16 protein-coding genes are annotated in these 18,368 nt (G+C 64.9%); all 16 read left to right on the forward strand.

Annotated features, from left to right (window positions below):
• Positions 1 to 322 precede the first annotated feature (322 nt).
• Genes PspR32_RS13955 through PspR32_RS14030 form a run of 16 tightly spaced genes read left to right on the forward strand, consistent with a single transcriptional unit; the run spans position 323 to position 18,232 of the window.
• Positions 323 to 1,675, forward strand: coding sequence for a UDP-glucose dehydrogenase family protein (locus tag PspR32_RS13955; protein ID WP_010226860.1), 1,353 nt, complete (start codon positions 323 to 325; stop codon positions 1,673 to 1,675).
• A complete protein-coding gene (locus PspR32_RS13960) occupies positions 1,672 to 2,742 on the forward strand; it encodes an NAD-dependent epimerase (RefSeq protein ID WP_036997098.1) in 1,071 nt (356 codons plus the stop codon). The genes PspR32_RS13955 and PspR32_RS13960 overlap by 4 nt, the downstream gene beginning before the upstream one ends.
• Positions 2,739 to 3,485: a sugar transferase gene (locus PspR32_RS13965; protein ID WP_010226854.1), complete on the forward strand. Its 747-nt coding sequence runs from the start codon at positions 2,739 to 2,741 to the stop codon at positions 3,483 to 3,485. Before PspR32_RS13960 ends, PspR32_RS13965 begins: the two co-directional genes overlap by 4 nt.
• Entirely contained in the window at positions 3,486 to 4,133 is a 648-nt protein-coding gene (locus tag PspR32_RS13970; protein WP_159388718.1) for a CpsD/CapB family tyrosine-protein kinase, read from the forward strand.
• A 22-nt stretch (positions 4,134 to 4,155) separates the two neighbouring features.
• The gene (locus PspR32_RS13975; RefSeq protein WP_010226851.1) at positions 4,156 to 5,178 is read left to right on the forward strand and encodes a polysaccharide biosynthesis/export family protein; all 1,023 of its coding nucleotides are present in this window, start codon (positions 4,156 to 4,158) and stop codon (positions 5,176 to 5,178) included.
• A gap of 20 nt (positions 5,179 to 5,198) precedes the next feature.
• Positions 5,199 to 6,788 carry a GumC family protein gene (locus PspR32_RS13980; protein ID WP_159388719.1) on the forward strand — a complete coding sequence of 530 codons (1,590 nt, stop codon included), beginning with the start codon at positions 5,199 to 5,201 and terminating at the stop codon, positions 6,786 to 6,788.
• The gene (locus tag PspR32_RS13985) at positions 6,785 to 7,873 is read left to right on the forward strand and encodes a glycosyltransferase family 4 protein (RefSeq protein WP_374045207.1); all 1,089 of its coding nucleotides are present in this window, start codon (positions 6,785 to 6,787) and stop codon (positions 7,871 to 7,873) included. Before PspR32_RS13980 ends, PspR32_RS13985 begins: the two co-directional genes overlap by 4 nt.
• Positions 7,870 to 9,240: an O-antigen ligase family protein gene (locus PspR32_RS13990; protein ID WP_036997095.1), complete on the forward strand. Its 1,371-nt coding sequence runs from the start codon at positions 7,870 to 7,872 to the stop codon at positions 9,238 to 9,240. Before PspR32_RS13985 ends, PspR32_RS13990 begins: the two co-directional genes overlap by 4 nt.
• The gene (locus PspR32_RS13995; protein ID WP_036997094.1) at positions 9,237 to 10,202 is read left to right on the forward strand and encodes a glycosyltransferase; all 966 of its coding nucleotides are present in this window, start codon (positions 9,237 to 9,239) and stop codon (positions 10,200 to 10,202) included. The genes PspR32_RS13990 and PspR32_RS13995 overlap by 4 nt, the downstream gene beginning before the upstream one ends.
• Positions 10,195 to 11,331, forward strand: coding sequence for a glycosyltransferase family 2 protein (locus PspR32_RS14000; protein ID WP_010220531.1), 1,137 nt, complete (start codon positions 10,195 to 10,197; stop codon positions 11,329 to 11,331). Before PspR32_RS13995 ends, PspR32_RS14000 begins: the two co-directional genes overlap by 8 nt.
• 9 nt (positions 11,332 to 11,340) lie before the next feature.
• A complete protein-coding gene (locus tag PspR32_RS14005) occupies positions 11,341 to 12,351 on the forward strand; it encodes a polysaccharide deacetylase family protein (protein ID WP_010220530.1) in 1,011 nt (336 codons plus the stop codon).
• The gene (locus PspR32_RS14010; protein WP_100783107.1) at positions 12,348 to 13,652 is read left to right on the forward strand and encodes an oligosaccharide flippase family protein; all 1,305 of its coding nucleotides are present in this window, start codon (positions 12,348 to 12,350) and stop codon (positions 13,650 to 13,652) included. The genes PspR32_RS14005 and PspR32_RS14010 overlap by 4 nt, the downstream gene beginning before the upstream one ends.
• Positions 13,649 to 15,568 carry a hypothetical protein gene (locus PspR32_RS14015; RefSeq protein ID WP_159388720.1) on the forward strand — a complete coding sequence of 640 codons (1,920 nt, stop codon included), beginning with the start codon at positions 13,649 to 13,651 and terminating at the stop codon, positions 15,566 to 15,568. The genes PspR32_RS14010 and PspR32_RS14015 overlap by 4 nt, the downstream gene beginning before the upstream one ends.
• A gap of 34 nt (positions 15,569 to 15,602) precedes the next feature.
• Entirely contained in the window at positions 15,603 to 16,292 is a 690-nt protein-coding gene (locus PspR32_RS14020) for a GNAT family N-acetyltransferase (RefSeq protein ID WP_010220527.1), read from the forward strand.
• 4 nt (positions 16,293 to 16,296) lie between these two features.
• On the forward strand, positions 16,297 to 17,469 hold the full coding sequence (locus tag PspR32_RS14025) for a GNAT family N-acetyltransferase (RefSeq protein WP_159388721.1): 1,173 nt from the start codon (positions 16,297 to 16,299) through the stop codon (positions 17,467 to 17,469).
• Positions 17,441 to 18,232, forward strand: coding sequence for a carbohydrate deacetylase (locus PspR32_RS14030; protein ID WP_159388722.1), 792 nt, complete (start codon positions 17,441 to 17,443; stop codon positions 18,230 to 18,232). The genes PspR32_RS14025 and PspR32_RS14030 overlap by 29 nt, the downstream gene beginning before the upstream one ends.
• Positions 18,233 to 18,368 lie beyond the last annotated feature (136 nt).

Consider the following 18,368-nt stretch of genomic DNA (forward strand, 5'->3'; position numbering starts at 1 on the left):
CGTCAATTTTCTGACCAAACTTGGCAGCGCCAATTCTGACAATTCAAAAACGCGAAAACGTTGCATTCGCGTAGCAACTGCATGCATGAACACCTTGTTTATCACGGCTTTCGACCGTTCATCGTTTTGCGATGCGGCAATTGGCCAGTGCTTAGCAAAGCTAACCCTCGGATTTAGAACAGCTTGATCGCAAAAAGTCCAAATCGCGACGACTGTAAATTCGACGAAACATGCCATTTGATTGACACAGTTTTCCACGGGTGGGCTATACCGAAATCACACCACTGTTTCATCCTCCTTACTCCATACGAGGCGCGCCGACATGGACGTGAGTGTGTTTGGCACCGGCTATGTCGGTCTTGTACAAGCTGCAGCCCTTGCAGATGTGGGACACCGGGTTTTATCCGTCGATGTCGATACCCACAAGATCGATCAACTGCGCCAAGGCGTACCGCCCATCAGCGAACCCGGCCTCTCGAGCATGCTCGAAGAGAACATCAAGGAAGGCCGCCTGCTGTTCAGCACGCAAGCCAGTGACGCCGTCAGCCACGCCGAACTGATCTTCATCGCCGTCGGCACGCCGCCGGATGAAGACGGCTCGGCCGACCTCTCCCATGTGTTGGGGGTGACCCGGCAAATCGCCGGGCTGATGGAGGCCGACCGCACCCTGATCATCAAGTCCACCGTACCGGTCGGCACCGCCGACAAGGTCACCGCCCTGGCCCGCGAAGAACTGCAGCGCCTGGGCAAGGGCGCGCTCAAGGTGCGGGTGGTGTCCAACCCCGAGTTCCTTAAAGAGGGCAGCGCGCTGGCCGACTGCATGCGCCCGGACCGGATCATCGTCGGTACTGCCGATGACCAGGCCCACGACCAGCTCGCCGAACTCTACGCGCCCTTCTGCCGCAACCATGAAAAGCTCATGTTCATGGACAACCGCAGCGCCGAGCTGACCAAGTACGCGGCCAACGCCATGCTCGCCACGCGCATCAGCTTCATGAACGAACTGGCCAACCTCACCGAGCACCTGGGCGCCGATATCGAAGCCGTGCGCAAGGGCATCGGCTCCGACCCACGCATCGGCTACCACTTCATCTACCCCGGTTGCGGCTTTGGCGGCTCGTGCTTCCCCAAGGACCTGCGCGCCCTGCTGCACACTGCCGAACGCAGCGGTATGCCCCTGCGCTTGCTGCAGAGTGTCAGCGACGTCAACGACGCCCAACGACAGATCCTCTTCGCCAAGCTCAAGCAGCGTTTCCCCGGCAGCCTGGCCGGCAAGTCGATCGCCGTCTGGGGCCTGGCCTTCAAGCCCAACACCGACGACATGCGCGAAGCGCCCAGCCGCTACCTGATGGAAGCGCTGTGGGCCGAAGGCGCTACCGTGTGCGCCTTCGACCCGGAAGCCATGGCCGAATGCCGGCGCCTCTACGGCTACCGCAAAGACCTGCAACTGTGCGCCACCCGCGACGACACCCTGGAAGACGCCGACGCCCTGGTGATCTGCACTGAGTGGAAGAATTTTCGCGTGGTCGACTTCGCCCTGCTGGCCAAGAAGCTGCGCAGCCGCCTGATCGTTGACGGACGCAACCTGTACAACCCCGAGCAGGTCGCCACCTTCGGCCTGAGCTACAGCGGCATCGGCCTGCGCCAGGTCCAGCCCGAGGTACCGGCGCCATGAAGATCCTGGTCACCGGCGCCGCCGGGTTCATTGGTGCTCACTGCAGCCTGCGGCTGTTGCGCGATGGCCATCAAGTGATCGGCCTGGACAACTTCAACGACTACTACGACCCGGCGCTCAAAGAAGCGCGGGTGCGCTGGGTCGAAGCCGAAGCCGGCGCGTTTACCCTGCAGCGCCTTGACCTGAACGATGCCGTCGGCATGGCCGAACTGTTCGCCAGCGAGCAACCCGAGGTGGTGATTCACCTGGCGGCCCAGGCCGGTGTGCGCTACTCGCTGGAAAACCCAAGGGCCTACATCGACAGCAACCTCAGCGGTTTCCTGAACATTCTCGAAGGCTGCCGCCACCATCCGGTGCAGCACCTGCTGTATGCCTCGTCGAGCTCGGTGTACGGCGCCAACCAACACATCCCGTACCGGGTCGAGGATGCCGTCGACCATCCGCTGTCGTTGTATGCCGCGACCAAGAAGGCCAACGAGGCCATGGCCCACAGCTACAGCCACCTGTTCGGCATCCCCGCCAGCGGCCTGCGTTTCTTTACCGTGTACGGCCCCTGGGGCCGCCCGGACATGTCGCCGATCCAGTTCGCCCGGGCGATTGCCGAGGGCCGACCGCTCCAGCTGTTCAACTACGGCCAGCACCAGCGCGACTTCACCTACATCGACGACATCGTCGAAAGCCTGGTGCGCCTGATCCCGCTGGCGCCACAAGCCAACCCGGCCTGGGACCGCGAGCATCCGGACCCGGCCAGCAGCCCGGCGCCATGGCGCTTGTTCAATATCGGCGGCCAGCGCCCGGTGGAACTCAGCGACTACGTGGCGCTGCTGGAAAAACACCTGCAGCGCAAGGCCGAGGTCGAGCTGCTGCCCTTGCAACCGGGCGATGTGCTAGCCACCTGTGCCGATGTCAGCACGCTGGAGCAGGTCACCGGTTTCACCCCCCAGGTTTCTCTGGATGAAGGGCTCGGGCGTTTTATTGCCTGGTTTCATCAGTACTACCCGCGACCTGACCAGGACGTAGCGCGGGCAAACGGGCAGGCGCCCGTGCATCAGCGGAGGGCGGTATGACAGGCCAACCTAAAAGTGCGCAACTGCAGGCACTGTATCAAGACAAGCGCATGGACCCCGCGCATCGCCAGCGCATCGACGCGGCGATTCACATGCAAGGCCGTGGCTGGATGACCGGCCGCGCGGGCGGGCGTCCCTGGACCCTGTCGCGCACCAACCGGGTGGTCGCCTGTTTTGGCGCCCTGTGCATCCTCCTGCTGATTTCGCCGTTGCTGCTGGCGCTGGCCGTGCTGGTCAAGTTCAGCAGCCCCGGCCCGGTGTTCTTCGTGCAGAAGCGTACCGGCTACCGCGGCCGTGCATTCGGCATGTACAAGTTCCGCACCATGGTTGCCAATGCCGAAGCACTGAAGGATTCGGTGCGCCACCTGAACAAGCACGGCGCCGATGCCATCGATTTCAAGATCGACAAGGACCCGCGCGTCACCCCGATCGGCCAGTGGCTGCGGCGCAGCAGCCTGGACGAGTTGCCCAACCTGTTCAACGTGGTGCGCGGTGACATGCGCCTGGTCGGCCCGCGCCCCACCTCGTTCAACGCCTATCGCTACAAAGACAACCACCTCGCTCGCCTGAGCATCCACCCCGGCATGACCGGCCTGTGGCAGATATCCGGACGCAGCGACATAGACTTCGACCAGCGAGTCGAACTGGACCTGAGCTACATCAACGAACAGAGCTTGATGCTGGATCTGAAGATCCTCCTCAAGACTCCCTTCAAAGTCTTCAGCGGCCACGGAGCAAGTTGAATGGACGGTTCTACTTCAAGAAGTCTGACGATCGCCACCCCGAGCGAAACCAACCTGACCTCCACGGTGCTCGACGAAGACCAGCGCATCCTGCTGCTCACCGCTGCCAACACCGGCAGCGGCACCAGCACCTGCGCCCTGGCCTTCGCCAGCCAGTTGGCGTTGATGAGTGGCGGCCCGGTGTTGCTGGTCGACAGCAGCCCAAGCAGCAACAACCTCAGCCAGCAACTGGCCCTGCATAAACTGCGCGGCTTCAGCGACCTGATGTTTGACCAGGACACCCCGCCGCTGATGCAGGACTGCATCGTGCGCCTGTCCGACCAGCCGTTCGACCTACTGCCGGCCGGCACCTACAAGCGCGGCAAGGAGCGGCTCAACCCCGATCTGCTGCGTGTGCTGCTCAAGCACATGAGCGAGCACTACCGCTTCGTGGTGATCGACGGCGAGGCCGTTTACGCCAGTGCCGACAGCCTGATCATCGGCACCCTGGTCGACGGCGTGATCCTGGTGGTGTGCGCCGAAGACACCCGCTGGGAAGTGGCCCAGGCCACCGCCCAGCGCCTGACCCAAGCCGGCGCCAGGTTGATCGGCAGCGTGTTCAACCGGCGCAAGTACTACATGCCCAAGTGGCTGTACAACAACCTTTAGGCCAGCAGCCCAGGAGCCTCACATGAAATACACGACGTTCGCGCTGTGCCTGCTGACCCTGGCCGGCTGCGCCAATCAAGACACCCGGCAGATGCCGGTCCAGATCATGACCGCCAACCCGGCCAACGCCCAGGATGCCGAACTGCCGCGCAGCGAGCAGGTGCTACGCCCGCAGGACGTGCTCGATGTGATCTTCCACATCAGTACCAGCGGTTCGGCGGCGTACCGCATCCAGCCCGGTGACACCGTGGGCCTGCAGTTCCCGGCGGCCAGCTCGCTCAACGGCAACCAGCTGGTGCTGCCGGACGGCACCATCGAGCTGCCACGGGCCAACACCTCGGTGAACATCGCCGGGCAAACCCCGGATGAAGCGCGGCGGACCATCCAGCAGGCCTACCGCAACAAGCACCTGTTCCAGCCGGGGCGTGACAACGTCACCGTGCAGGTGATCAGCCCGCTGACCAACGAGCAGCAGCTGAAAAGCGCCCTCAGCCACCCCGCCACCGGCATGAGCCGCGAGATCACCGTGGGCAGCGACGGCCAGGCCAGCTTCCCGGAAATCGGCTCGGTACCGCTGCAGGGCATGACCGTCACCCAGCTGCAGACCTACCTGAACAAGCGCTATGCCGACCTGCCGGGGCGGATGACCGTGGACGTGATGCTCAAGTCCACCGCCGTCAACGAAATCTACGTATTGGGTGAAGTCGGCCAGCCCGGCGCCTACCCGATCCGCCGCCCGGTGTCAGTGCTCGAAGCCCTGACCCTGGCCCGAGGCCCGAACGTCAAGGCGCGGCTCGATTCGGTGGTGATCATGCGCCGCAACGGCAACCAGGTGCAGGCTGTGCCCTACAACGTCGACGAGGCCCTGGACGCCAGCGCGGCGCAAGTCGCCTACCTGCAGCCGGACGACATGCTCTATGTGCCCAAGACCAAGCTCGCCAGCGCCGGCGACCTGGCCCGGCAACTGGCTGACGTGGTGCTGTTCCAGGGGGTCGGTTTCAGCTTCGGTTATCGCGTTGACAACAAAGAAAGCGACAACAACTAATCCCAGGCGGGTATCCGAGCATGAATACAAAAGAAAACTACCTGCATGAATTCTTCAGGATCTTCTTTGCCAACCGCCAGTTGGTCAAACGTGTGTTCCTGGTCTTCGCAGTGATCGCCTTGCTGTTGCCGCTGGTGCTCAAACAGAGCTTCGACATTACGGCGCAAGTGATCGTGCAGTCGAAAAAACTGTCCCAGAGCGATACCAACACCGCCCTGGCCCAGGAGACCGACAAGTTCATCCCACCGTCGCTGGCCGACATGGAAACCGAGAGCAACATCCTGCGCTCGCCAACCCTGATCCGCAAAACCATCAGCCAGCTGCGCGCCGAGGGCAAGTACGAGGTCCCGCCAAGCCTGATGCAACGGATGGTGCTCGGGCCGATCCGCAGCATCATTACCAACCCGCTGCGCGAGTACGTGGTCAACCCGCTGCGCTCGCTGTTCGGCCTGGAAGTCGACCCGGTGCGCGACACCGAGCTCGACACCCTGACCGATGACGCCATCGAGGACCTGAAAATCGAAACCCTGCCGGGCTCCAACGTGGTCTCGGTGACCTACAGCTTCCCCGATCCGAAACTGGGTACGCTGTTCGTCAGCCGCCTGCTCGACAACTACCTGCGCAACCGCCAGAACCTGCAGTCCAACGAACTGCCCGAGCAGTTCTACGAGCAGAAGAAACTGCAGTACCAGGTGCGCATGGATAACCTCGAAGGCAAGCGCTTGGGGATGCTCGAGAGCATCGGCTCCTCGGACCCCAAAGAAGAAATTACCTTCCGCCTCAACGCCATCAACACCGAAGAACAGGCGCTGAACCTGTACCGCGACCGCCTGCTGCAAAGCCAGCAGTGGCTGGAGTACCTGAAAACCAGCCTGGCCGCGGCCGGCAACGCTGGCATGCGCGATTTCGCCTTCCCCTACACCTTCACCACCACGGTCGACAACGTGGCGTTCGAGGACCGCGAGATCAAGCAGCTCGGTGAACAGCTGACCACCCTGGTGCTGACCTACGTCAGCGACCTGGCGGTGTTCCAGCCTGGCAGCGAGCAGATGCTGCTGCAGCGCGAACAGATCGCCAAGACCCGCCAGCAGTTCCTCAAGATCGTCGCCAACCGCATCAAGGAGCGTGAAAAGGACCTGGCCGTGGTGCAGAACGTGATCGCCCAGAAGACCCAGCGCATCGCTGACTTCAAAGGCCGCGTGCACCAGTTGCAAGAGACCCAGAGCAAGGCGCGCCAGCTCGACACCGAGATCGACGCCCTGCACAAGGCCTACTTTACCTACACCCAGCGCTACGAAGAGTCGCGTGGGGCCGACCTGCTCAACGGTCTGTCCAACGCGCGGATCCTCAGCGCGCCGTATGAACCTGCGGAGCCGGCGTTTCCCAGGCCGCTGCTGATCGTGCCGTTCGGCATGCTCACCGGCCTGCTGCTGGCCATTGCCCTGGTGTACGTCAAAGAGTTCTTTGACCGGCGCTTCAAGCACCCGGCGCAAATCAGCCATCAACTGGACCTGCCGGTACTGCTGGTGATCAACGACCAGACCCCGGAAACTCCCAACCCTTACAAGGGCTGGTCGCTGCCGCGGCTGGTGCACTGGGTGCGCAATTGAACGCTGCGCTGACGCCCATGCGGCCCATCCTGCATCTGCTCAGCAGTGGTGGCTTCTACGGCGTCGAGCGCATGCTGCTGGACCACTGCCGGTCCACCCCCGGACAGCACCTGGTGCTGTTCCTCGGAGCCCCGGACCAACTGGTGGCGCGCTTTCGCGCCGCCGGCGTGGCCTGCCAGACCTGCGACGGCATGGGTGAGCTGCTCGGCCAATTGCGCCAGCGCCACGACCAGCAGCCGCTGATCAACAGCCACAACTTCAAGGGCCTGCTGTTCGGCTGGCTGGGGGCCAGGTTGTGGCGCCTGCCCATGGTCGCTACCCAGCACGGCTTCACCCCCACCAGCCGCAAGCAACACCTGTATACCTGGATCAGCCTGCAGCTGTGCCGCACCGCCACCATCGGCCAGGTGATCTGCGTGGCCGAAAGCATCAAGCGCATCCACCGCCAGGCGGGGGTTGCCGAAGCCAAGTTGCAGGTGATTCCCAACGGTTTGCCCGACGCCCAAGCGCTGCCCGAACGCCGCCATGGCGACGGTCGCTGGCTGGCCGGTTATGTCGGGCGCTTGAGCCGCGAAAAAGGCCCGGACCTGTTTCTCGATGCCCTGATCCCGCTGTGCCAGCGTCATCCGCAGCTCGCTGCGGTGATGCTCGGCGACGGCCCGGAGCGCAAAGCCCTGCAGGCACGCATCGATGCCGCTGGCTTGAGCGAGCGTATTCGCCTGCCGGGTTATCAGACCGACATGCGCGCCTGGATGGCGCGCCTGGATGCCCTGGTGATCAGCTCGCGCACCGAAGGTACGCCGATGATCCTGCTCGAAGCCATGCAGGATGGCGTACCGGTGGTGGCCTTTGGCGTTGGCGGTATTCCTGATGTGATCGAACACGGGCACAGCGGTCTGCTGGCCCGGCCCCTGGCGGTGGATGAGCTGGCAATGCAGCTTGAGGCGTTGATGCTCGACCCGGCCCAGGCCGGTGAGCTGATTACCCGGGCGCGGCACACCCAACGCGAACGTTATCACCTGCCGACGCTGGCGCAACGCTGGGCCCGGATATACCTGGGCGCGGCCACGGAGACCTGCGCATGATCATTCCCCTGTCCCTGATCGGCTTGCTGGCCATTGCCTGCCTGGCGCTGCTGGCCAGCCCCTACCCATTCCTCGCGCCCGGCGCGGTCATCGGCCTGGCCGGCCTGCTGGCGCTGTACAGGCGCCCGGCCTGGGGGCTGTTGGCGATCATCACCCTGGTGCCGCTCGAAGGCCTGTTCAAGGACAGCCAACTGACCGCCACCAAGCTGATCGGCGCCGCGCTGGCGCTGGTGCTGGTGCTGCAACTGGCGATCAAGCAACTGCCGGCCGAGCGCCTGCGCAGCACCATGTGGCGCCTGTTGCTGGGCTTTCTGGCGTTGTACCTGCTGAGCTTTCTGGCCAGCGACAGCAGCGAGATGTCCCTGGGCCATGTGCGTGAGTTGGCGGTAGGCCTGCTGCTGTTCGGCATCACCCTGTTGATCGGCCGCGAACTCGACCTGCCGATGCTGTACCGGCTGGTGACCCTGAGCGTCGGCCTGACCTGCATCATGGCCATGGTCTCGGCCAAGTACCAGGACGAAGGCCGCGCCGCGGGCCTGTTGGAAGACCCCAACGTGTTTGCCATGTTCATCGCCATCGCCGTGCCCATGGCCCTGTGGCTGGTGTTCAACAGCCCCGGGCGGGTGCAGAAGCTGCTCTGGATCGCCTGCTGCATCCTGTTGCTGGCGGGCATGACCAAGACCAACTCGCGCTCGGGCCTGGTGGTGCTATTGATCAGCTTAGGCATCGTGCTGGTGCACTACCGCACCCAGGTCGCCCACCTGCGCCCGCGGCACCTGGGCTTTGCCATGCTCGGCCTGGCGATCCTGCTGCCCACGCTGGTGGCGTTGATGCCGGAAAGCTACGTGGCGCGCATCCAGTCGCTGGCGCTGCTCAAGTCCGGGGTCAACGCCTTCAAGGATGATTCCCTGGGCAGGCGCTCCTCGTACATCGTGGTCGGCAGCAAGATGATCCGAGAGCATCCGCTGCTCGGCAGCGGTCCCGGCACCTTCCCCCTGCACTATGCCACCACCGGTTACGCCAAGGCCTTCTCGGCCAACCGCAAGGTCGGCGATTTGTACCGCCGGGCGCACAACACCTACCTGGAGATCTTCAGCGAAGTCGGCGTCCCCGCGGGCATCCTGTTCGCCAGCATGGTGCTGCTGGCCCTCTATAACGTCTGGCATGCCCGGCGCCTGTGGCTGCAACAGGGCGACCACTACCAGGCCGACCTGCTCACCCACCTGTGCATGAGCATGCTCGCCATCAGCCTGTTCCTGATGTTCCTCAGCGCGCCCAACCACAAGTACCTATGGATCATGCTGGCGCTGTCCAGCGTGTTGCGCGTTAACGCTGAACAGGCACGCCTGAAACAGGTGAAGGCATGAAAGTCAGTGTCATAGTACCGATGTTCAACGAGGCCCGGCATATTGGCCGAACCCTGCAGTCGGCGCTCACCGCCGCCGCTGATGCCGGCCTAGAGTGCGAGCTGATCGTGCTCGACAACGGCTCCAGCGACGACGGCGCGCAGATCGCCCGCCGCCTCGGTGCCCAGGTGCTGGAGCTGCCCGGGCTGACCATTGGCGCCCTGCGCAATCGCGGCGTGCAGGCCAGCAGCGGCGAGTGGCTGGCGTTTCTCGATGCCGATCTCGAAGTACCCGAGCACTGGCTGAGCCTGCTGCTCGACCTGCATGCCGAAGGCCGTGGCGACGTATTTGCCCTGGACTGCGACACCCCGCGCCAGGCGCCCTGGTTCGCCCGCGCCTGGCAACGGCGCACCCTGCGCGCAGGCTTGCCGGCACTGCACCGTATGCAATGGCTGCCGACCCCCAACCTGCTGATGCAGCGCCACTGGTTCGACAAGGTCGGAGGTTTTAGCGAAACCCTGCGCACCGGCGAAGACAAGGATTTCACCTGGCACCTGAACAAGGCCGGCGCACGCCTGTTGGCCCTGCGCAATCCGGTGGCGTTGCACTGGGGCTTCGAATGCAGTTGGAGCGAGTGGCTGGGCAAGGAGCTGTGGCGCCAGGGCAGCAACCTGCAACTGCTGCGCAGCAACGGACCGAGCCTGCGCCTGCTGCGCTTTCCGCTGTTGTCGCTGAGTATCTGGATGCTCGATGCCCTGGCCTTGTCGGCGCTGCTCTTTGGTTACCCGCGCCTGCCGCTGTTCATGCTGTTCATCGCCAGTGCCCCGGCGCTGGTGCTGAGCCTGCGCCAGAGCCTGACACACCGCGACCCGCTTTTTGCCCTGCAGCTCTGGGGGCTGCACTGGATCCGCCTGCACCTGGCCGGCGCGGCCTTCGTGTTCAGCCTGTTCAACTGGAACGCAAGGAGGCCCGCCCGTGGCTGAGTTGATTTTTTGGTTGTGCCTGTTACTGCCATTTTATGCCTGGCTGGGCTACCCCTTGCTGCTGACCCTGGTCGGGCCGCTGTTCCGCCGGCATGCACCTGCGCCGCTGGCGCCGCAACGGGTCAGCGTGGTGGTGGCCGCGCACAACGAAGAAGGCAATATCGACAACAAGCTGCGCAACCTGCTGGCCCAGGACTACCAGGCCGAACACTTGCAGATCGTCGTCGCCAGCGATGGCTCCACTGACCGCACCGTGGCCCTGGCGCGCGGCTTCGACGACCCGCGCATCCAGGTCCTGGACCTGCCGCGCCTGGGCAAGAACAGCGTGCTCAACGTCGCCGTCACCCAGTGCACGGGCGACATCGTGGTGTTCACCGACGCCGATGTGCATTGGATCGACGGCACCCTGGCGGCGTTGCTGACGCCCTTTGCCGACCCGCAGGTCGGTGGCACGGTGGGCAAGATGATCATCCCGGTGCCCGGCAAGGGCCTGAGCCTGGGCGAAAGCCTGTACCGCCACTACGAAGCCTGGCTGCGGCGGGTGGAAAGCCGCACCGGTTGCACGGTGTCCGCCGACGGCGCCCTGCAGGCGCTACGCCGCGAGCTGTACCAGCCGATCCCGGCGCGGGTCAACGACGACTTCTATATCAACACCTGCGCGCCAGTCGCCGGCAAGCGCGTGGTCTACGTCGACGAGGCCCAGGTGCTCGACCAGGGCGTGGACGAGGCCGAGCGCCAGTTCAGCCGCCGTCAGCGCGTCACCGTTGGCGGCCTGATCAGCCTGGCCGCCCGTCGTGAGCTGCTCAACCCGCTGCGCCATGGCCTGTACGCCATTGCCCTGATCAGCCACAAGCTGATCCGCCGTCTGGCGCCGGTGCTGTTGTTGCCGCTGTTGCTGGCCAACCTGTGGTTGCTCGACGGCCACGGTTTTTACCAACTGACCCTGGCCGCGCAATTGCTCGGCTATGGCGCTGCCATCGCCGGCCTGCTGGATGTGCGCCAACGCCTGCCCAAGCCGTTTCGCCTGGCGGCCTTCGTGCTGGTGACCCTGGCCGGAATGAGCGTCGGCCTGTGGCAGTTCCTGCGTGGGCACAGCTACAACCAATGGACCCCCGACCAGACTCGATGAGCACCTGACATGCCGATAAAAACCAGTATCAAGCGTGCCAGCGGTTGGCTGTACCTCAATTCGCCCAAGGGTCGCAGCCAATTGCGCGGCGCCGGGGTGATCCTCATGCTGCACCGGGTGCTGGCCGAGGACAGCAGCGCCGCCCTGCCCCATCGCAACGAACTGTGCGTCGGCCCCCAGGCCTTTGAGCGCTTGCTGCGCTGGCTGCAACGTCACTTTGACTGCGTGCACCTGATGGACCTGCTCAAAACCCACGAGCAGCCGCGCAACGGCGGCCGCCCCAAGGTCGCCCTGACCTTCGACGACGGCTGGCGCGACAACGCCTTGAATGCCTTCCCGCTGCTGCAGCAATACCAGGTGCCGGCGAGCATCTTTTTGTCCACCGACTACATCGGCAGCCGCCAGCGCTTCTGGTGGGAAAGCCTGGGCGAAACCCTCTGGGGCACCCATGGCGAAATCTCCCGCCGGGCGCTGATCGAGCAGTTGCGCAAGATCGGCAGGCCGCTGCCGGCCGCCTACTTCATGAACGAACAGGCCCATGCCCGCAGCAGGGCCCTGGGCAAATACCTGCAAAGCCTGAAGACCCTGAGCCCGATCGCCCTGCATCATCTCACCGATGCCTGCCCGGCCGAATCCCTGCCCCAGGCCCTGGACTGGAACCAGGTGCGCCACCTGGAAAACTCCGGGCTGATCAGCTTCGGCCCCCACGGTGCCAGCCACGCGCTGCTGCCGGGCCTGGACGACCAGCGCCTGGAAGAGGAACTGAGCCGCAGCCACTACGCCCTGCAACAAGGCTGCAAGCAGCCGCTGCCAGTGTACTGCTACCCCAACGGCGACCACGATGCACGGGTGCGCGAGCGCCTGGCGGCGCACTGCTACCCGTTTGCCCTGAGCACCCGCCCGGGGATCTGCCAGGGCCATGACGACCCCCTGGCCCTGCCACGCATCAGCGTCAGCCAGCGCACCGCCAGCCGGCCCACCTTGCTGGCCTGGCGGATCAGCCGCGGGGGCCGCCCATGAGCCGCAGCCACTATGTTCGCCACCTGCTGCTGAGCATGGGCACGCGCCTGGCGATGATCGCCCTGCGGCTGATGCGCAACGTGCTGCTGGCGCGCATTCTCGGCCCTAGCGAGCGCGGCCTGTTCGCCCTGCTCAGTACCCTGCCCGACCTGATCAGCGCCGCCACCAGCGGCGGCCTCAACACCGCCGTCGGTTACCAGGCGGCCAAGCAGCGCAGCATGGGCCTGCTGCTCAGCCAGGTGCTGATCTACGGCTGCCTGGTGGCCGGCGCCCTGACCCTGATCTGCGTGGCCCTGGCCCGGGCGTTCGGCAACGAACTTGAAGTGACCACCCAGCTCGGCCTGCTGGCCTGGCTGTTGCTGCTGGCGGTGCCGCTGACGGTGCTCAAAAGCGGCCTGTTGACCCTGCACAACGCCACCGGCGGCGTCGGCGCCTTCAACGCCTTGCGCCTGACCGAGTCGCTGGTGCCGCTGCTGCTGTTTGTCGGGATGTTCTGGATGTGGCAGAGCGCAGCGCTGGAAGCGGCGCTGATCAGCTGGCTGCTGGGCCTGAGCCTGGTGGTGCTGCTGGGCCTGTACTGGCTCGGCAAGCAGCACTCGATCCGCCTGTGCTGGGATCGCAGCGGCCAGCGCGAGCTGCTCTCGTACAGCGCAAAAAGCCACCCGGACGTGCTGTTCCAGCAAGTGATCCTGCGCTCGGACTACCTGTTCATCAGCGCCATGCTCGGCAGCGCCGCCCTCGGCCACTATGCCATGGCCAGCGCGGCGGCCGAACTGTTGCTGATCGTCCCTGAAGCGGTGACCACGCCGTTGATGAAGCGCCTGCTGCAGCAGGACGCCGGCATGGACAAGCTCACCCCGCTGGCCCTGCGCCTGACCGCCACGGTGATGCTCGGCGCCTGCCTGAGCATGGCGCTGATCGGCGAGTGGCTGATCGTCACCCTGTTCGGCGCCGAATACCAACCGGCCTACCCGGCCTTGCTGGCCTTGCTGCCGGGGCTGTTCGGCCTGTGCTATGCGAGCATCCTGCGCCTCGACTTGCTGGGCAAGGACCGCCCCGGCACGGTATCGCTGATGATGGGCCTGGGCGCGGCACTGAACCTGGTGCTCAACATGCTGTTGATTCCCGCCTACGGCATCGTCGGCGCCGCCATGGCCTCGTCCATCGCCTACCTGGCGGTGACCCTGGCGATGTTGCTGCTGTACTGCAAACTCAGTCGCGTGGCGTTCTGGCAAACCTTGCTGGTACTGCCCAGCGACCTGGCGCCACTGCGGCAGATGCTGCAACGGCGGCCAGCATGAAGCCCATGGCCCTGGTGGTGAGCGGCGTGCTGTTGAGCGCCAGCGTGCAGGCTGTGCCCTTGCACTGGGGCGACCTGCGCGATGGCAGCCTGTACCTGCAGGCGGCCAAGGCCGACACCGTGACGGTCAGCTGGCAACCGGCCTGGCAGGCCGACGCCAACCCCGAACACATCTTCCTGCTCAATGGCCAGGGCCACTTGCAGGCCGATCGCCCGATCAAGGCCAATGAACCCCGTGGCCGGGTGCAATGGCCACTGGCGGCGAGCACCAGCGACTACCAGCTGGAAATCCCCGGCTACAGCTTCAGGCGGTATCGCATCGAGCACGCCGACAGCACCCGCGCCCTGTTCGCCCCGGCCAAGGTGCACTTCAGTGCCGAAGTCGGGCCCAATGTGGAGCTGTACTTTCGTGTGCCCGCGGGCGAAAAAGCCACCCTGGCCGGTAAATACCACGGCGGCGTGCGCGGTCTGCAGGTGCAGCGCCTGGGCGATAACCAGCAACTGAGCCTGGCGCTCAAGCCCTACCCGGCCTACTGGCAGTTCGATCGTTTGCCGCTGCCGGTGTCCAGTCACGCGCAAACCTTCCGCCTGCAGTTGCAAGGCCGCGGCAAGGCAGCGTTCTGGCTCGACGGCAGCGCCAACCTGTTCGCCCAACAGGCCGAACAACTGGGGCCGCTGCACAACGCCGAGGGCAAGGTCATGCTAACCCTGGGCCACAAGGTGCTGGGCCGTACCCCGGACCTGGGCGTCAACCTGCCCTATGTGCTGCCGCCACCCTCCAGCTATGCCGCGCTCGACGCCCTGCGCCCGCAAGCCGCCGGCTATTACAGCTTTGCCGACTTGCTGGCGCGCCAACCCGGCTACGAAAATGAGTTCCGTCGCTTCTACCAGCAACGCTATGCGATCAAACAAGACATCACCCTGCTGGCCGGCACCGGCCGCGAGTCAGTGTTGGCCGCCAACCGCACCAGCAACGACGGCCTCGACGACTGGCTCAACACCACCCGCAGCCTGGGCGGCAGCACCCTGCACTACCTGGCCTTCGCCGATGAGCCGAACCTCAACTACAGCGACTACCCGAGCTTCAGCCGCTACTTCCAGGCCATGGCCGAGCACGTGCAACACAGCCCAGGGGCCCGCGAGGCCGGGGTACGCATCGCCATGCCGGCAAGCTCGCGGCTGGTCAACGGCCCCCTGCACAGCAGCAGCGAAACGCGCATCGGCCTCGATTGGGCGCGGCGCCTGCTCAAAGACCACGGCCAGCAGATCGACGCCCTGGCCTGGCACGAATGGATGGTCCGCGACCTGCTGGCCACCCGCAGCTACCGCGACTCGGTACGCCAGGCCGCAGACCTGGTCGGCCTCGATGCCCAAGGCCGGCCGAACAAGGCGCTGCTGCTCGACCAGACTAACGTCTCCAGCGGCTCGACCTTGAGCCCTTACGATCAGGAAACCCACTTCACCGCACTGTGGTGGGCCTCGGTGGTGATCAACGCTTCCCAGGACGGCCTGCTCGACATGCTCAACTGGTTCCACGTTGCCGATGAGCCCGAGTGGCCCAAGGGCATGGTCCGGGTGCTGGGCGAGAACGGTTTTGAACTCAAGCCCGTGGGCCTGGCCCAGCAGTTCATCCAGCAGCACTGGCTCGACCAGGTGCTGGCCCTGGACAACGACGCCTTCGAAGTCGATGCCCTGGCCATGGCCCGCGGCAAGCAGCGCAGCCTGCTCGGGGTGAACAAGGGCGAGCGCCTGCAGCAGGTGAGCCTGGCCACCGAGCAAAGCTGCCCGCAAGGCGCCCTGACCTTGTTTGGCCCCGACAACCAACCACGCAGCGCGCGCTTTACCTGCGAACGCGGCCGTATTCAGTTTCAACTACCGGGGCAGACCCTGTTCGCCCTGACCTGGAGCGCGTCATAAGCGCGCACCTCACCTGCCAGCAACAGGAGGCACCATGAGTGCTTTGAGCAAAATCCAGGATCGCATCAAGCGCAAAGGACTGCGCAATACTATTCGCGCTGGGGTCAAGCGCTACCTGTTCTACCACTGGGAACTGCTGTGGATGGAGCGTGACCTGGTCAGCCCCGTGCCGCCGCACAAGCTCAAACCCTACCCGGCGTTGCGCGTCGAAACCATCACCGTGCACAACGTGCGGGCCTTCGCCAAACACTTTGGCGAGCGCATCGAGACCATGCGCGAGCTGGCTGGCGAAGGCCACACCGGGCTGATGTTCCTCGATGACGCCGGCGACACCGTGGCGTTTATCTGGGGCAGCCTGCGCCACTACCACGATCGCCACTACTACGGCTGCTGGTTCCCGGTGGAGCCTGGGCAGTTCTTCGAGTTTGGAGGCGAAATGATCCGCCGCTACTGGGGCTCGCAACTGTCGGTCGACGTGCAGCTGGAGCTGTGGAAAGCCATGGCTGCCCAGGGTTGCGACACCGTGGTGGACGTGTGCGAGAGCCACAACATCCCGGCGCTTAAGCTGCACCTGCGCATGGGCTATAAGGAACAGGGGCGGATCATGCACGTGTACTGCCTGTTCGGGCGCTGGAAGTTCTTCCGCGAAACGCGCTACAGCGAATCGCGCCTGGAGGCCCTGCGCAAACCTGAAGCCAGCGCGGCCCCGGCCACGGTGACCTGAGCCCATGAGCCTTGAACTGCAGTGGTACCCGTCGTTGGCGGCGGCGGACTTCCCCGCCGCCGACTACGAGCAACTGCGCCAGCAACTGGCCGACAGCACGCCGTTCAACCACCTCGACTGGCTGCGTGCGGCGGAAGCGGCGCTGACAGCCGGGCAACAGTTGCAGGTACTGGTGGGCCGCGATCAGGGCAGATTGAGCCTGTGCCTGCCGCTGATTCGCAGCCATGAGCGCTTCGGGCCACTGACGGTGCAGGTGGTGCGCCATTTGGGTTATCCGCTCAGCGACCGCATCGCCCTGCTCTGCGACCTGCCGGCCAAGGCGGCCGCGCAGGTGCTACGGGCAATCCGCAAGCAACTGCCCCACGCCCTGCTGCAACTGGACGAAGTGCCCGCCGGCGCGGTGGCCCACAGCCTGCTCAGACATTGGGCGCGGCGCAGCTCCACCCATGAACAGCGCCTGAACTGCCGGGTGCCGGTGCACCGCATCGTGCCCGAAGATCGCCAGGAAATCAGCGGCGACCCGCGCTACAAACTGCGCCGCGCGCGCAAGCGCATTGCCGCCTGCGGCGCCCAGGTACGCAGGATTGTCCCGGATGCAAACACCATCACGCCACTGCTCGATGCCATCAGCGCCGTCGAAGACCTCAGCTGGAAAGGCGACGACGAGGTCGGCATCTTCTCTGGCCGCCTGCGCCGCCAATGGATGTACCAGGCCTTCACCGCCCTGGCGGCCCAGGGCCTGGTGCGCCTGGTGCTGCTGGAGCTCGATGGCCGCTGCATCAGCTACCGCCTGGGGGTGTTCGAACGCGGCCGGGTGTACGACTACAACCTCGCCTTCGTGCCTGCCCATGCCGAACTTGGCAGTGGCCGCGTGCTGCTCGAAGAATGGATACATTGGGGCCTGGACGACGGCTGGGAATGGGTCGACGCCTCGCGGGTGAGCCTGAACAACTCCAGCCATCAACTGCACGAACGCATGAGCGCCACCCTTGAACACCAGCGCCAGAGCTTCTACAGCTGGCGCCCCAGCGGCCTGGCCCTGGGCCTGGCCTTGCGCCTGTGGCAACGCTTCAAGCCGCAGTTGCAGCACCTGTGCCAAAAACCCTCGGCAACGCCCGCCGAGCCCGACTCACCACAGGAGAACCCGGATGCCCTCACAGGTCATCGTCAACGCTGACGACTTCGGCCTCAGCGCCCACACCAACGCGGTCATCCTGCATGCCTTCCAGGCCGGGCTGATCAGCTCGGCCACGGCCATGGCCAACATGCCGGCCTTCAGCGCCGCCTGCAGCCTGGCGCAGTTGCCGGCCTTGCGCGGGCGCATCGGCCTGCACTTCAACCTCACCTATGGCCGGCCCTTGAGCCAGGCCATTCTTGAGCAACCGCGCTTCTGCGCGGCGAACGGCGAATTCGACCTGCGCCTCAAGCAACGCACCCTGCGCCTGAGCCGGGCCGAGCGCGAAGCGGTCGAGCAGGAGTTGCAGGCGCAGTGGCAGCACTGCCTGAACCAGGGCCTGATGCCCAGCCACCTGGACTCGCACCAGCATGTGCATAACATCTGGCCGATCGGGGTGATTGTGGCCCGGTTTGCTGCGCGTGAGGGCGTGGCGGTGAGGTTGGCGCGTAACCTGGGGCACAACATCGGGCCGCTCAAGCGGGTGTTCAAGACGCTGCTTAATCGCCGCTTGAAGCAGTTGGCGGGGGCAACGGCGGATTATGTGTGCACGCCTGCGGATTTACGCGCGGGGTTGGCGCCGGCGCAGGGGCTGCTGGAGGTGGTGGCGCACCCGAGTGCGTTGGGGGGGCATGATTTTGGGGATGCGTATTTGGGGAGTGGGGAGTCGTTGAAGGCGTTGGTGGAGCTAAGGTTGGCGGGGGTGCCGCGGGTGGGGTATAAAGCTTTGAATGGCGATCGTGAGTTACAGACAGAAACAATTTGAAGCCGTAGGATTTTAACCTCACCACCCTAGAGGAGCATTAATATTTACGAGCAAGTAGGTGGACGCGCTTAGTCTGTCGCCAATCCGCTTGGTCGGCGACAGACTATTCCATTGCTCCTATAGCGCTGATTGCCTA

Source organism: Pseudomonas sp. R32, assembly GCF_009866705.1.
Classification (GTDB): Bacteria; Pseudomonadota; Gammaproteobacteria; order Pseudomonadales; family Pseudomonadaceae; genus Aquipseudomonas; species Aquipseudomonas donghuensis.

Bases quoted from the DNA above. Each gene is read 5' to 3' on its own strand.
- PspR32_RS14010 (WP_100783107.1), top strand. From the start codon at position 12,348: ATGAGCCGCAGCCACTATGTTCGCCACCTGCTGCTGAGCATGGGCACG.
- PspR32_RS14020 (WP_010220527.1), top strand. From the start codon at position 15,603: ATGAGTGCTTTGAGCAAAATCCAGGATCGCATCAAGCGCAAAGGACTG.
- PspR32_RS14005 (WP_010220530.1), top strand. From the start codon at position 11,341: ATGCCGATAAAAACCAGTATCAAGCGTGCCAGCGGTTGGCTGTACCTC.
- PspR32_RS13980 (WP_159388719.1), top strand. From the start codon at position 5,199: ATGAATACAAAAGAAAACTACCTGCATGAATTCTTCAGGATCTTCTTT.
- PspR32_RS13995 (WP_036997094.1), top strand. From the start codon at position 9,237: ATGAAAGTCAGTGTCATAGTACCGATGTTCAACGAGGCCCGGCATATT.
- PspR32_RS13960 (WP_036997098.1), top strand. From the start codon at position 1,672: ATGAAGATCCTGGTCACCGGCGCCGCCGGGTTCATTGGTGCTCACTGC.
- PspR32_RS14015 (WP_159388720.1), top strand. From the start codon at position 13,649: ATGAAGCCCATGGCCCTGGTGGTGAGCGGCGTGCTGTTGAGCGCCAGC.
- PspR32_RS13965 (WP_010226854.1), top strand. From the start codon at position 2,739: ATGACAGGCCAACCTAAAAGTGCGCAACTGCAGGCACTGTATCAAGAC.
- PspR32_RS13975 (WP_010226851.1), top strand. From the start codon at position 4,156: ATGAAATACACGACGTTCGCGCTGTGCCTGCTGACCCTGGCCGGCTGC.
- PspR32_RS14025 (WP_159388721.1), top strand. From the start codon at position 16,297: ATGAGCCTTGAACTGCAGTGGTACCCGTCGTTGGCGGCGGCGGACTTC.
- PspR32_RS14030 (WP_159388722.1), top strand. From the start codon at position 17,441: ATGCCCTCACAGGTCATCGTCAACGCTGACGACTTCGGCCTCAGCGCC.
- PspR32_RS13990 (WP_036997095.1), top strand. From the start codon at position 7,870: ATGATCATTCCCCTGTCCCTGATCGGCTTGCTGGCCATTGCCTGCCTG.
- PspR32_RS13955 (WP_010226860.1), top strand. From the start codon at position 323: ATGGACGTGAGTGTGTTTGGCACCGGCTATGTCGGTCTTGTACAAGCT.
- PspR32_RS13970 (WP_159388718.1), top strand. From the start codon at position 3,486: ATGGACGGTTCTACTTCAAGAAGTCTGACGATCGCCACCCCGAGCGAA.